The 12,765-nt window shown below is 70.9% G+C and carries 10 protein-coding genes and 2 pseudogenes; 4 read left to right on the top strand and 8 right to left on the bottom strand.

Annotated elements, in window-relative coordinates:
* Window positions 1-176: 176 nt before the first annotated feature.
* Both ACIP94_RS29005 and ACIP94_RS29000 read right to left on the bottom strand, forming a co-directional pair.
* Window positions 177-502: pseudogene (locus ACIP94_RS29005) on the bottom strand (carboxymuconolactone decarboxylase family protein); the annotation flags it as partial.
* Between the two features lie 195 nt (window positions 503-697).
* Entirely contained in the window at window positions 698-1,282 is a 585-nt protein-coding gene (locus ACIP94_RS29000; RefSeq protein WP_402432197.1) for an antibiotic biosynthesis monooxygenase, read from the bottom strand.
* A 280-nt stretch (window positions 1,283-1,562) separates the two neighbouring features.
* Between ACIP94_RS29000 and ACIP94_RS28995 the strand changes: the two genes are divergently transcribed.
* The 3 genes from ACIP94_RS28995 to ACIP94_RS28985 all read left to right on the top strand — a co-directional run bounded on the left by ACIP94_RS28995 (window position 1,563) and on the right by ACIP94_RS28985 (window position 4,737).
* The gene (locus tag ACIP94_RS28995; protein ID WP_031487478.1) at window positions 1,563-1,937 is read left to right on the top strand and encodes a VOC family protein; all 375 of its coding nucleotides are present in this window, start codon (window positions 1,563-1,565) and stop codon (window positions 1,935-1,937) included.
* Window positions 1,938-2,258: 321 nt separating this feature from the next.
* A complete protein-coding gene (locus tag ACIP94_RS28990) occupies window positions 2,259-2,933 on the top strand; it encodes a lysophospholipid acyltransferase family protein (RefSeq protein WP_402431918.1) in 675 nt (224 codons plus the stop codon).
* A 418-nt stretch (window positions 2,934-3,351) separates the two neighbouring features.
* Entirely contained in the window at window positions 3,352-4,737 is a 1,386-nt protein-coding gene (locus ACIP94_RS28985) for an MFS transporter (protein WP_402431915.1), read from the top strand.
* A 124-nt stretch (window positions 4,738-4,861) separates the two neighbouring features.
* On the opposite strand, the gene ACIP94_RS28980 is transcribed toward ACIP94_RS28985, so the two are convergent.
* The 4 genes from ACIP94_RS28980 to lnt all read right to left on the bottom strand — a co-directional run bounded on the left by ACIP94_RS28980 (window position 4,862) and on the right by lnt (window position 9,858).
* Window positions 4,862-6,784, bottom strand: coding sequence for a helix-turn-helix domain-containing protein (locus ACIP94_RS28980; protein ID WP_402431912.1), 1,923 nt, complete (start codon window positions 6,782-6,784; stop codon window positions 4,862-4,864).
* 68 nt (window positions 6,785-6,852) lie between these two features.
* Window positions 6,853-7,653, bottom strand: a complete 801-nt coding sequence (locus ACIP94_RS28975; RefSeq protein ID WP_402431908.1) for a 3-hydroxybutyrate dehydrogenase — start codon at window positions 7,651-7,653, stop codon at window positions 6,853-6,855.
* 54 nt (window positions 7,654-7,707) lie between these two features.
* Entirely contained in the window at window positions 7,708-8,187 is a 480-nt protein-coding gene (locus tag ACIP94_RS28970; protein ID WP_402431906.1) for an NUDIX hydrolase, read from the bottom strand.
* A gap of 9 nt (window positions 8,188-8,196) precedes the next feature.
* Window positions 8,197-9,858: an apolipoprotein N-acyltransferase gene (gene lnt, locus ACIP94_RS28965; protein WP_402431904.1), complete on the bottom strand. Its 1,662-nt coding sequence runs from the start codon at window positions 9,856-9,858 to the stop codon at window positions 8,197-8,199.
* Window positions 9,859-10,165: 307 nt separating this feature from the next.
* On the opposite strand from lnt, the pseudogene ACIP94_RS28960 reads away from it, so the two are divergent.
* Window positions 10,166-11,156: pseudogene (locus ACIP94_RS28960) on the top strand (O-antigen ligase family protein).
* Window positions 11,157-11,296: 140 nt separating this feature from the next.
* Here ACIP94_RS28960 and ACIP94_RS28955 read toward each other — a convergent pair.
* On the bottom strand, window positions 11,297-11,842 hold the full coding sequence (locus ACIP94_RS28955) for a hypothetical protein (RefSeq protein WP_402431901.1): 546 nt from the start codon (window positions 11,840-11,842) through the stop codon (window positions 11,297-11,299).
* An 88-nt stretch (window positions 11,843-11,930) separates the two neighbouring features.
* Window positions 11,931-12,716 carry a glutamate racemase gene (locus tag ACIP94_RS28950; RefSeq protein WP_402431898.1) on the bottom strand — a complete coding sequence of 262 codons (786 nt, stop codon included), beginning with the start codon at window positions 12,714-12,716 and terminating at the stop codon, window positions 11,931-11,933.
* Window positions 12,717-12,765 lie beyond the last annotated feature (49 nt).

Here is a 12,765-nt window from a genome sequence, read left to right as displayed (position 1 = left end):
AACACCCGCATGAGCGCCGTCGGCTCGCGTAGCCGCGCCTGCTCCCGGCGAGCGAAGGGCACCCGCCAACTCGTGAGACCGCCCATGAACGGACGGCCTCACAGGTCACCTCATTCGGGGCCAGTGCCGGCCACTGAGAAGCCGACAGATCGCGCCTGCGCGGTGGACGGATCAGGTCAGTCCCACTGCTCGTCCGCGAGAGAGCTGACCGGCTGCGGCTTGCCGATGACGGCCAGCGCGATGAAGAAGCTGATCTGGCCGATCGCGATGGTGAGGGTGGCCAGCGCCTTTTGGTCGTAGTGCTTCGCCACCTCGGCGTACAGTTCGTCGGAAACGCGCTCCTTACCGCGCGGCGCGGGCTGGAGCGTGGCCTCCACCAACGCGAGGGCGGCACGTTCGGCGTCGCTGGAGTACGGGGCGTCCTGCCACGAGGAGACGGCCGTGATGCGCTCCTCCGACACCCCGCCTTGCGCAGGAAGCCGGTGTTCAGGATCGTCAGGTGGCCGGGTTCGGCCCGGAAGATCGAGGTGTTCGTCGCCGACAGCACTCGCCCGGGCCCTGCGGCGGGGCGTCGCTGAGCGGAATGGGGTCGCGTCGCCGACGATTGAGTCAAGCCCAGCCGACTCAACGATCCAGGCAGTGTGTTGTGTCCGCGGTGAGCTTCGCCAGTTTACGCAGTGAGACACGCCCCTATAGGTCAGTACTTCCATGCGAGAGGTGCCAGTGCCAGGAGCACCAGGCAGCTGACTGCGACCACCACAGCGCCCAGCACATCAGTACGTGCCCTGGCTGTCGGTGCGGGGGCCAGCCAGAACCGCAGGAGTCGGTTGACCATCGGCATCAACACCCAGGTCAGGAGGAGGACGCTGACAATGTTGCTGATGAAGAGCATGGCGAATGTGGGGAATCCGGCAGCCAAGAGTGCGTTGTTCACCGTCCGCGAAAGGAGAACGACGGTCGGATAGATAGCCAGGAACACGGCCATGGCCTGTTTCCAGTCGGGGGGAACGGCCCCTTTGTCGGTTTCACCTTCGGCGCCGAACCATCCGCTGAATGCCGAGCCGACTCGGCGCACCTCGTAGGAGCCAACCGCATCACGTCCCTCCTCGAGCAGCTTCCTGCGCGCCTCGGAGCTGAGCCAGTTCTCAAGATGTTCACGGGTGTCGAACCGGAAGACGACGACCCAGTTCTCCTCGATCCCCGGGACCGGCCTGAAGCGTTCGATCCCCACGTATCCCGGGAATTTCTCCTGGACCTTCTCCATCTTGTGCTGCCAGCGCAAGTAGTCGCGTGAGTTCGGTGGGTAGGGCGGTCTCGTTGCCAAGGCCGCCTGACGAACCGCCGCCGATCGCTTCCCTGTTGTGGCAGTCAGTCCGATCAAGTAGGGTCACCCGACGTGAACACCGGACCGGCGCTACGCCACGCACAGATTGGCCACCCGGTGGAGGGCTGATCGCACGGTGGGTGCAAAGAACGCACCCCCTCAGTTCGGCACGCGGACCTCCCGGCACTCGCGCACCGCGAGTCCGTTTTCCGTGTCGAACAACAACGAGGTCAGCCGAATGACAGCCACGTTCAACCACACCATCATCGCTGCCAAGGACCGCAACGAGTCGGCTCGGTTCTTCCGGGAGTTGTTGGAACTCTCAGAAGCGCCGTCCTGGGGCCCATTCACCAACATCCAGCTCACCGACGGCGTGCTACTGCAGTTCGCCGAGCCGCCGGTGGAGATCCAGATGCAGCACTACGCATTCTTGCTCGACGACGAGCTGTTCGATCGCGCGTATCGGCGGCTGTGTGATCGCGACATCGAGCACTGGGCCGACCCGCAGATGCGCCGCCCAGGCGAGATCAACAACGAGCACGGCGGTCGAGGCGTGTACTTCAAAGACCCCGCCGGTCACGCGATTGAGCTGATCACACGCCCGTATCTGTAACCGAGGCAGGACCTGGTCGGGTGCCCGAAACAGCGCGCCCGACCAGACGGTCAACTGGCCGAACTCCGCCTTTCCTCCAGGGCGTCGCCGCCATCCAGGATGGAGTGGCCTCAGTCTGCTGACGAGGAGGCAGCACGTCGATTACCCGGCCAACCAAGCAGGTCGAGCCGCCAGTCGGTCAGGGCGGGTTGACGGGGTTTCACAACCGGCCGGGCCGGCCGACCGGAGCGGCACGCCCGGCATGAGGTGATCAAGGAGTGCTCGCCCCCGCGGCAACGACAAGGGCAGCTATCGGTTGCCGCCACCCTGGGGGGCGCTGTCGTGCTCAGTCACCTCGCAGACGCCGTAGTGCCGCCAGTCTTCGGCCGCCTGGACGTCACCACGGAAGTCGGTCCTGGACCGATTGCGGGCAGCAGCATCATCGCCAACCACACCTCCCTCAGCGACCCCGTGATCGTCCTCGCCGCCCTGCGCCGCCTCGGCACCGAGCCCATCGTGCTGGCAGCCGCAGGGCTGTGGCGCATCCCCGTGCTCGGCCGTCTCCTCACGCGGGAGGGGCACATCCCGGTTCACCGACACGACCCACGAGCCGCCCTGGCACTCCGAGAAGCCCAAGCCGCACTGACCGCGGGCCGGTCCGTCCTGCTCTACCCGGAAGGCGGGCTCCCGCATCGCAAGGGCGTCCGCGAGGCCCCGCCCCGGCCCTTCCATCCAGGCCTCTTCCACCTCGCGCACGCCACCGGCGCCCAGATCGTGCCCGTGGGCCAGACCGGAGCCCGCGCCCTGGCATCCGGCAGCCCCCTCGAACAGGCGGCCGGACTGCTCACCGCTCCCCTGCGCCGCCCACGACTTCACGTACACATCGGTGGACCGCTGCGCCTGGACAGCGAACAGACGCGGGCCCAGGCTCTCACCATGACGCACGGCGCGCTGACCCAGGCCTCGCACGCCGCCGTCCGGCAGCTCGGCCCACCGGTGCTCCTCACCGGGCGCTAAGCCTCGGGCCCACCCACCTGAGCCGTCGTCCATCAGGTGTGCCGGGGCCGGTCGGCCCCTGCCCCGACAGTTTTACGGCGCCCGATCTGCGACTCATGCCGGACCTCTACGCTCCCTAGTCCGCCGCAAGTCAGCACGGGAGAGGTGAAGACGGGTGATGCCGTGGGCTTTTAGTCAGCACCAAACCGGCACGGGAGTCGGCACCGCACCGTCAAATCACCTCGAACTACGCGTCCCGGACGGCAGTCGTTTCGACCACCTGCGAGGCCCTGAATCACCCTGTCGCGAGCCGGCATGGTGGCCACACGCATAGCCAACCCTCGAACTATGGTGCCCCACCACATGTGCCCCTGACCTGCATCTTCCTACCGTGTGCCGACACGTACCCGTCCCCACCGCACACGAGGAAGTGGCGCACATGGCCTCCGGAACCACCGCTCCCCCACCCCCCGCCAGCCTCCCCAGAATCGTCGCGGCCAGCCTCATCGGCACCACCATCGAGTGGTACGACTTCTTCCTGTACGGGTCCGCTGCCGCACTCGTCTTCAACAAGCTGTTCTTCCCGGACTCCGACCCGCTGGTCGGCACCCTTCTGTCGTTCCTGACGTATGCGGTGGGCTTCGCGGCCCGTCCGCTCGGTGCTCTGGTCTTCGGGCACTACGGTGACCGGCTCGGGCGCAAGAGGCTGCTGGTGCTCAGCCTGCTGATGATGGGCGGGGCGACGTTCGCCATCGGTCTGCTGCCCACGCACGCGACCGTCGGCACCGCCGCCCCCGTGCTGCTCACCCTCCTGCGGCTGGTGCAGGGGTTCGCACTCGGCGGTGAGTGGGGCGGCGCCGTGCTGCTCGTATCGGAGCACGGTGACGCGCGGCGGCGCGGCTTCTGGGCCTCCTGGCCGCAGACCGGCGCGCCGGCCGGGCAGCTCCTTGCCACGGGTGTGCTGTCCCTGCTGACCGCCGTGCTCTCCGACAGCGCGTTCGGGTCCTGGGGATGGCGCATACCGTTCCTTCTCTCCGGAGTGCTGGTGATCATCGGCTTGTGGATTCGTCTCTCTGTCGATGAATCGCCCGTTTTCCAGCAGGCGTTGGCGCAAGCCGAGGCCCGGAAGGCGGCCAGCGAGACCGACGCGGAGAAGCCGCCGCTGGTGTCCGTCCTGCGTCACCACTGGCGGGACATCCTGGTCGCGATGGGCGCGCGGATGGCGGAGAACATCAGCTACTACGTGATCACCGCCTTCATCCTCGTCTACGCCACCACGTCGGCCGGTGTGTCCAAGCAGACCGCTCTCAATGCCGTACTCATCGCCTCCGCCGTGCACTTCGCCGTCATCCCGGCGTGGGGCGCACTGTCGGACAGGATCGGCCGCCGTCCCGTCTATCTGCTGGGCGCAGCCGGAGTCGGCCTGTGGATGTTCCCGTTCTTCTCGCTCATCGACACGGGCGGGTTCGGCGACCTCGTCCTCGCCGTGACCGTGGGCCTGGTGCTGCACGGGGCGATGTACGCGCCCCAGGCGGCGTTCTTCTCCGAGATGTTCGCCACCCGTATGCGGTACTCGGGGGCGTCCATCGGTGCCCAGTTCGCCTCCGTGGCCGCCGGTGCCCCGGCCCCGCTCATCGCCACCGCGCTGCTGTCGGACTACGGCAGTTCGACGCCGATCGCCCTGTATGTGATCGCGGCGTCCGTGCTGACCCTGGTCGCGGTGGGCGTCGCGAAGGAGACACGCCACCGCGATCTGGCCCGGGTGGAGGACTCGGCTGACACCGCGTCCGGGGAGACCCGGCAGGCGAACGCCCGTACCGTCTGATCCCCCATCTCTCCTGCCGGTCCCGGGCGTTGCGGCGCCCGGGGCCGCTGTGCGTCCGGCTTCGCTCGGCCGGTTGACGGTGTCCGCTCCGCCGGGCGTGCCGTGCCGCGGCCACGGCTCAAGGTCAGCGCCGGGGCGACGACAACCGGTGCAGCCGGAGGGCCAGTTGTATCTCCAGGGCCCGGGCCGGGCTCTGCCAGTCGTCGCCGAGCAGCCGGCTGACCCGCTCCAGGCGCTGCGCCACCGTGTTCACATGGACATGCAGCCGGTCCTTGGTGCGTGCCGGGCTCATCCCGGAGTCGAAGTAGGCGTCGAGGGTGCGCACGAGATCGGTGCCGCGCCGTGCGTCGTAGTCGACGACCTGGCCGATCGTGCGCTCGACGTACCCGGAGATGTCTCTGTCCCCGGCGAGCAGCAGTCCCAGGAAGCCGAAGTCCTCGGCCGCGGCACCGTCGCCCGGCCGCCCCAGCAGACGAAGGGCCTCCAGGCAGCGCTGCGCCTCCGTGTAGGCCGCGGACACTCTGTCCGGGCGGGCCGCGACGTCCTCGAAGGGTGCGGAGGCGCCGACGGTGACCGCCTCGTGGACGGCGGTGCGCAACTGCCGGGCGGTACGGCGGGCGAGGTGCGTCGCGGTGGCGCCGGGTTCCAGGGGCAGCAGCAGGACCGTACCGCCGTCGCGCACGGCGGCGAGCCCATGCCGGGTGGCCGCGAGGTGGGAGGCGGCGGACCCGAGGCGGCGGCGGGCGGCGGCCTCCTGATCGGCGTCGGCCGCCGTGCCGTCGAGGCGGGCGGCGAGCAGCACATGCGTGGCGTCGAGATCGGCGCTCAGCCGCGCGGCCCGCTCGCGCAGCACACGCGGGTCACGGTCACGGGCGTCGAGGAGGTCGTCCAACAGCTCGCCGCGGACGCGTTGTTCGGCCTCCGCTGCCGAGCGTCGGGCGAGCAGCAGCAGGGAGGTCACCATCGCGGCGCGCTCCAGGGTGCGCTGGTCGACGGGGTCGAGCCGCGGATGGCCGCGCAGAACCAGCGCACCGAGCAGTTCGCCGCCGGCCGCCACGGCGGCGACCCAGTCGTCCGCGTGCCGCACGGCATGGCCCTCGGCGCGGGAGGCTTCCAGCGCCGAGGCGGGGGCGGCGTCCGCCTCGGCGAACTCGACCGTGCCGTCGAGGACCTGGGAGACCGCCGCGGCCACGTCGTGGACCCCGCCGCCGCGCAGCACGAGTTCGGCGAGCCGGTCGTGGACGTCCGAGGCACGCTCGATGACCGAGCTGCGGTCACGGATGATCTCGTTGGCGCTCGCCAGCCGGTCGAGGGCCGAACGGGTCTCGGTGAGCAGGTTCGCGGTGTCGATGGCCGCGGCGGCCAGCGCGGCGAACGAGCCGAGGAGGGCGATCTCCTCCCGCTCGAAGACCCGGGCGCGCCGGTCGGCGGCGAACAGCACCCCGATGACCTGCGCACCGATCATCAGGGGTACGCCGAGGATCGCCACGAGTCCCTCGTCACGGACGCCGGTGTCGATCGTCCGTGTGTGCTGGAAGCGGGCGTCATGGAAGTAGTCGGGTGTCACATAAGGGCGGGCGGTCTGGGCGACGAGTCCTCCGAGTCCCTCGCCCATGCCGAGGCGCAGCTGCTGGAACCGTGCGGCGACCGAACCCTCCGTGACCCGCATATAGGTGTCGCCGGCCGCCTCGTCGTGCAGTGTCAGATAGGCGACGTCGGTGCTCAGCAGCGACCTGGCGCGCTGGGCGATCGCCTGGAGCACGGCGTCGAGATCACGCAGGCCGGCAAGGTCGTGGGCGGTCTCGAAGAGCGCGGACAGCTCCGCCTCCCGGCGGCGTCTGCCCTCCAGCTCCGCACGCACGTGCAGCGCGAGCCGCTTGGCCTCGTCGAGCGCGTCGATGTGCTCGGGCGGCAGGCCCTCGGCCCGGGCGAGCAGCACCGGCTGCTCGTAGGCGTCGGCCGACGCGCGCCGGGCCAGGAGTTCCAGGAACGGGGCCTCGGCATGGGTGGCGAGGCGTGCCGCGGACTGTGCGTGATCGCGTGACATGCCCTCAGGATGGCCCACCGCCGGGCCGAGGCGACCGGTCCTGTGGACAACTTCTGGCATGTTCCCGCTCAGTGGGCCGTCCAGCCGCCGTCGAGGACCAGCGAGGTACCGGTGATGACGGAGGCCGCTGGGCTGCAGAGATAGGCCACGGCCTCGGCGACCTCCCCCGGTTCGATGAGCCGCTTGACCGCCGTGTCCTGGAGCAGCACCTCGGTCAGGACGCGCTCCTCGGGGATTCCGTGCGCCCTCGCCTGGTCCGCGAGCTGCTTCTCCACGAGCGGCGTGCGCACATAGGCGGGGTTGACGCAGTTCGACGTGACACCGTGGGGGGCGCCTTCCAGGGCCGCGGTCTTCGAGAGGCCCTCGAGGCCGTGCTTGGCGGCGACGTACGCCGACTTGAAGGCGGAGGCGCGCAGGCCGTGGACCGACGACACGTTGACGATACGGCCCCAGCCTTGGGCGTACATGTGGGGCAGTGCCCCGCGGATGAGCCGGAACGGCGCCTCGAGCATCACTGTGAGCACGGTGTGGAAGACATCGGGCGGGAACTCCTCCAGCGGCCGTACCAGTTGGAGTCCGGCGTTGTTGACGAGGACATCGGTGCCGGCGGCGGCGCGTTCGGCCGCGTCCAGGTCGGTGAGGTCGAGGACGTGCGGCTCGACGCTGCCCGGGAGCCCGTCGGCCGCGTCGGTGAGGGCGTCAAGACCGGCGGCGTCCCGGTCGACCGCTCTCACCTTGGCCCCGGCGGCCGCCAGCCGTAGCGCACAGGCGCGGCCGATGCCGCCGGCGGCTCCGGTGACGAGGGCGGTGCGGCCGCCGAGATCGAGCGAGGGAGTGTGGGGGGCCAACAGGGGGCGGGGCTCGGTCATGTGTCAACCCTAGGCAGGGCTCCTCCCCCGCCGCATATGGTCAACCCCCATACTTCACAGCAGATTAGTAGGGTCAAACCATGTGGGTGCTTCCGACAGTGCCTGCTTGATCCGCAGCAGCGCGAACTCGTTCAGCTCCGGCAGCGCGTCCACCGCGAACCAGCCCACGTCCAGCGACTCGTCGTCGTTGACCCGCGCCTCGCCGCCGATGGCACGGCAGCGGAACGTGATGTCCATGTACTGGCACCTGTCGCCATTCGCGTAGGTCACCGGAGCCAGCGCCTGGACAAGGACGACCCGCTCGGCGACACACCGCACGGCCGTCTCCTCGTACACCTCCCGCACGGCGCAGGCGGCGGGCTGCTCCCCCGGCTCCGGTATGCCTCCGATGACCGACCACTGCCCGTTGTCGGCCCGGCGCCCCAGCAGGACCCTGCCGTCGTCGTCGAAGACCACGGCGGTGACGCCGGGAAGCCAGAGCATCTGATGGCCCGCGGAGGCGCGGATGGTCCTGATGAAGTCGGGAGTGGCCATGGGGGGACCCTACCGGGCCGGTTCCGAGACCTCCGGATCCCCGGGCCGGACGTCCTGGACGACGCGGTCACGGCGACCACGCACCGCCGACGTCACCGCCCAGCCGAGCCCGCCGACCGCGACGAGCACGAGCAGGCCCTCCGGCAGGGTGCCGAGCCGCGTGGCGGGGGTCTCGGAGGAACGCAGCGGCACCTTCTGGACGAGCGAGTCGGCCACGAACATCCCGGTCCGCTGGGTGATCTTCCCGTCCGGCATGATGACCGCGCTGACGCCGCTGGTCACCGGGACGGTGACGGTCCGGCTGTGCTCGACCGCGCGCACCCGGGACATGGCGAGCTGCTGGTAGGTCATCTCGCTGCGATCGAAGGTCGCGTTGTTGCTGGGCACCGAGATCAGCTGGGCGCCGTCCGTGACGGTGGAGCGCACCGTCCAGTCGAAGGCGGCCTCGTAGCAGGTGACGAGCCCGACCTTGGCGTCCGCCATGGCGAACACGCCCGGCTTGCGTCCCCGGCTGAAGTCCTGACGCACCATCGACGTCCAGTTCTTGTTGATGGCGCCGAGCAGCGGGCGCAGCGGGAGGTACTCGCCGAACGGCTGGACCTGCCGCTTGTCGTAGGTGTCGACCGGGCCCTTGTGCGGGTCCCACAGGATCTGCTCGTTGTAGAGCTTGCCGTCCCGCTCGACGACACCGCCCACCGAGATGGGTGCGCCGATCGCCTGGGCGGCGCCGGTGATGACCGCGGCGGCATCGGCGTTGGCGAAGGGGTCTATGTCGGAGGAGTTCTCCGGCCAGAGCACCAGGTCGGGCCGCGGGGCCTTGCCCGCCTTGACCTTCTCGGCCAGCCGCTCGGTCTCACGCGCGTGGTAGTCGAGAACGGCGCGCCGCTGGGCGTTGAACTCGAGGCCCGAGCGCGGCACGTTGCCCTGGACGACGGCGACGGTCGTGGTGCCGTTCTCGGCCTTGTCGCTGACCAGGGAGCGCGCGGCGACCGCGCCCACCACGGGAGCCGCGATGCTCAGCAGGGCCGCGACGGCCGCTCCGCGCCGCAGGACGCCCGCGTTGCGCCGTGCGTCCACGACGACGCGCACGATCTCGCAGAGACCGAAGCCGCACAATACGACGGCGAAGCCGAGCACCGGGGTGCCGCCGACGGCCGCGAGCGGCAGGAAGACACCGTCCGCCTGACCGAAGGCGATCTTTCCCCAGGGGAAGCCGCCGAAGGGCGCACGCGCGCGTGCCGCCTCTCCCGCGATCCATAGGGCGGCCGCCCACAGCGGCCAGGCCGGCAGCCGGGAGACCAGCGCGATGCCCGCACCGACGAGCGCGATGAAGACGGCCTCCACCGCGACGAGCGCGACCCAGGGGCCGGGACCGACCTCCACGCCGGTCCACACCAGCAGCGGCAGCAGAAAGCCGAGGCCGAACAGATAACCGAGGCCGAGGCCCGCCTTCCAGGTGCGGCCGCGCAGGATCCAGCCGAAGAGGGCGAAGGCCGGGAGGGCCAGCCACCACAGGCTCCGGGGCGGAAAGCTGACGTAGAGCAGCACTCCGGAGAGCGCGGCTGCGGCGGTCGGAAGGAGGTGCTTTGCCCGGCGGACACCGCGGGGTGCGGGTGCGGCCTGGGGTTCGAGCTGTTCCGGCTCGCCCACGGGGGTTGCGGTGACGGTCACCCGGGGAGTGTACGGCGCGTAACCGGACACCGGACAGCTCGGTCCGCCCCGAACCCTGTGACATACGCCCGCTCTTCGACCGTTTTGCTCCGCCCCTGGGCAACAACGTTCATACGCAGCTCGTCCACAAACCGGCGCATCAGCCGTTACGGTGTGCGCGAGCCTGTGACGTGCAGCCGGACACGGGCCGGGACGGTGGGGGCCGGCTCAGGGGGGCGGCGGAGTGGGATCCACGGGAACGGAGTCCGCGGCCGGGGCCGCGGATGCGGAAGACGAAAGACGAAACGTTTCGGATGCGACGGGCGTCCTGCTGCTCGGCGCGTGCGCGGCCTGGTCGCTCATCACGGCCGCCGCGCACGGCGGGCGGCCGGAGGGCGTCCTGCTCGCGGTGCTGGCGGTCGCCGCCGGCTACTCCTCCGGGCGCATCCTCGGGGCTCTGCTGCCGGTCACCGCACCGGCCGTGGGCGCCTTCTGCGGAGTCGCGTTCGCGGTCGCCGCATCGCACGCGGCGCCGGACCCGGAGTTCCTCGTCCCGCTCGGCCACACCGGTGCGGTCGCCGCGCTGCTGACGCTTTCCTCGAGCGGCGTGCTGCGCGGCATGGGCGGCCCGGGACCCGGCGTCGCGGTTCGCGCTCCGTCTGTCGGTCGCGGGGATGGCGGGGGTCGCGGGGGCGCTGGGCTCGACGGTGGGCGCGGCGGCGTCCCTCGGCGTACTGCTGTACTCGCTCGCCGCTGACCGGACACGCCACCGCACCAGGGTGCTGGCCGCCTTCGCCCTCGTGGTGACGGCGGGGACCACGGCGACCTGGGCGATGGCCGGGAACGTCACGCCCGGCGGCCCCTTGACGGCCCTCGAGGACCAGTTCGGCGGCCACCGCGTTCTGCTGTGGCACGACGCGCTCACCCTGGTCCGGCAACATCCGGCGATCGGGGCGGGTCCCGGACGCTTCGGCGAGCTGAGCCCCGGGTCCGCGCAGTCGCTCCTGCCCGACGACAAGCCCCATTCCGCATCCCTGCAGCAGGCCGCGGAACAGGGTCTGATCGGGGTGGCACTGCTCGCGGCGGTCTTCTGCTGGTTCCTCCACGCCCTCTGGCGCACCCGGAGACCCACGCCGATCGCCCTCACGGCGGGCGCGGCCCTGACGGCGCTGGCGGTGATCGCGTCGGCCGGCGACGCGCTGAGCTTCACCTCGGTGACGGTGAGCGCGAGCCTGCTGGCCGGGATTGCGACGGCACGCCCCCTGTGGGACGGCGTGGGGGCCGCACGACCGGCCGGGAGGAGCGCACCGCCGCGATGACCGCCGCCGCGCCGCGCAACGGGGCGCCCGGAATCGCTCTGTACAGGGCGCAGCGATCCGCGTACGGCTTGGTAGACGACGTAGTGAATACGGCTTGGTAAACGACGTAGTAAATAAGGAGTGAGGGGAGGGCGAGGGACTCAGTGCGTGGCGCCGGGCAGGCTCGGGTGCAGCCGGGCCCGGATGACCCGTACCGCGGACTCGGCGTTGTCCACGGTGATCGTGAAGGTGTGCCCGTCCCACAGACGCAGCACGACGCCCTCACCACGCCGTACGATCACGGCCGTGCCCTTCTCGGGGCGCCAGCGGTAGCCCCAGCCGCCCCACTGGCGCGGAGTGACCCGGGGGGCGAATTCGGCTCCGGCGACGAGGGAGAGGGGGATGCGGCGACGCGGCAGACCGATGTGGCCGCAGCGCACCTCGAGACACTCCTTGTCGACCTTCACCGCGACATGCACGAACGCGAGCGTGCCGAAGAGGACCAGCAGACCGGCCGCGATGCAGCCCACGACGGACATGACCAGCGGGAGGATGCCGGACGACCATGCCGAGTCGACGGCCAGTTCGATACCGAGCGCCATGCAGGCGGCACCGCCGAGCGCCGCGAGCCACTGGGCACGGTTCGTCGCGCGTCCGGTCCAGACCTCGGACTGCGGGGCCCTGTCACGGTCGAGGTGGTCCCTCATGCCTCGAGAGTACCCATGTTTCGGAGCGCGGGCATGGTGTTGCACAGCGTCACCGGTCCGGGTGACGACCGGGCTCGGGGCCGGCTTTTCAGCCCGCCGTGCTGACCGACTGAAGGAGCTTGCCCTCGTCGTACGCCAGCGCCGCGGCCGGCAGACCACCCTCGCGTCCGCTGAGCAGCACCGTCACACCGGTTCCCGCGGGGGCCTGCGGAGCCACGCCGGCACCGATGCGGCGCAGTGCCTGCGCGGCGACGGCGCCGGCGGAGCCGTGCAGGACGAGCGGGGGCCGGCCGGGCTGCTGGACGGCGGCGCGGATCCGCTCGGCGACCAGTTCGTAGTGGGTGCAGCCCAGGACCACGGTGGTCACCTCGGCCGGTGTGCGCGCCGCGGCCGCGGCGATGGCCGCGTCGATCGCCGCGTCGTCCGCCTTCTCCACGGCGTCCGCGAGCCCGGGGCAGGGGACTTCGGTGACGTCCACTCCGTCCGCGAACTCCTGGATCAGACCGCGCTGGTAGGGGCTGCCGGTGGTGGCGGGCGTGGCCCAGATGGCGACCGGTCCGCCGCCCGCCGCGGCCGGCTTGATCGCCGGGACCGTGCCGATGACCGGCAGTCCGGGTTCGAGCAGGGCACGCAGGGCGGGCAGGGCGTGCACCGACGCGGTGTTGCAGCCGACGATCAGGGCGTCGGGCCGCCGTGCGGCGGCGGCCTCGGCGACGGCCACGGCCCGCTGGGTGACATCCTCGGGAGTGCGCGGCCCCCAGGGCATCCCGTCGGGGTCCAGCGAGAGCACGAGATCTGCGTCAGGCCGCAGACGGCGCACCGCGGCGGCGGCCGGCAGCAGTCCGATTCCTGAGTCCATCAGCGCGATCTTCACCCCGCAACCATAGACGATGGGCCCCCACGGACCCCCTCATGGGGCAGAC

The sequence above is a fragment of the Streptomyces sp. NPDC093261 genome (genome assembly GCF_044753645.1).
In the GTDB taxonomy this organism is placed as follows: Bacteria; Actinomycetota; Actinomycetes; order Streptomycetales; family Streptomycetaceae; genus Streptomyces.
This window is presented reverse-complemented; position numbering and strand designations above follow the sequence as displayed.

What these genes read in the sequence shown, in the direction of transcription:
- ACIP94_RS28995 (WP_031487478.1), top strand. Translation starts at nt 1,563, where the DNA reads ATGACAGCCACGTTCAACCACACCATCATCGCTGCCAAGGACCGCAAC.
- ACIP94_RS28985 (WP_402431915.1), top strand. Translation starts at nt 3,352, where the DNA reads ATGGCCTCCGGAACCACCGCTCCCCCACCCCCCGCCAGCCTCCCCAGA.
- ACIP94_RS28980 (WP_402431912.1), bottom strand. Translation starts at nt 6,784, where the DNA reads ATGTCACGCGATCACGCACAGTCCGCGGCACGCCTCGCCACCCATGCC.
- ACIP94_RS28975 (WP_402431908.1), bottom strand. Translation starts at nt 7,653, where the DNA reads ATGACCGAGCCCCGCCCCCTGTTGGCCCCCCACACTCCCTCGCTCGAT.
- ACIP94_RS28970 (WP_402431906.1), bottom strand. Translation starts at nt 8,187, where the DNA reads ATGGCCACTCCCGACTTCATCAGGACCATCCGCGCCTCCGCGGGCCAT.
- ACIP94_RS28955 (WP_402431901.1), bottom strand. Translation starts at nt 11,842, where the DNA reads ATGAGGGACCACCTCGACCGTGACAGGGCCCCGCAGTCCGAGGTCTGG.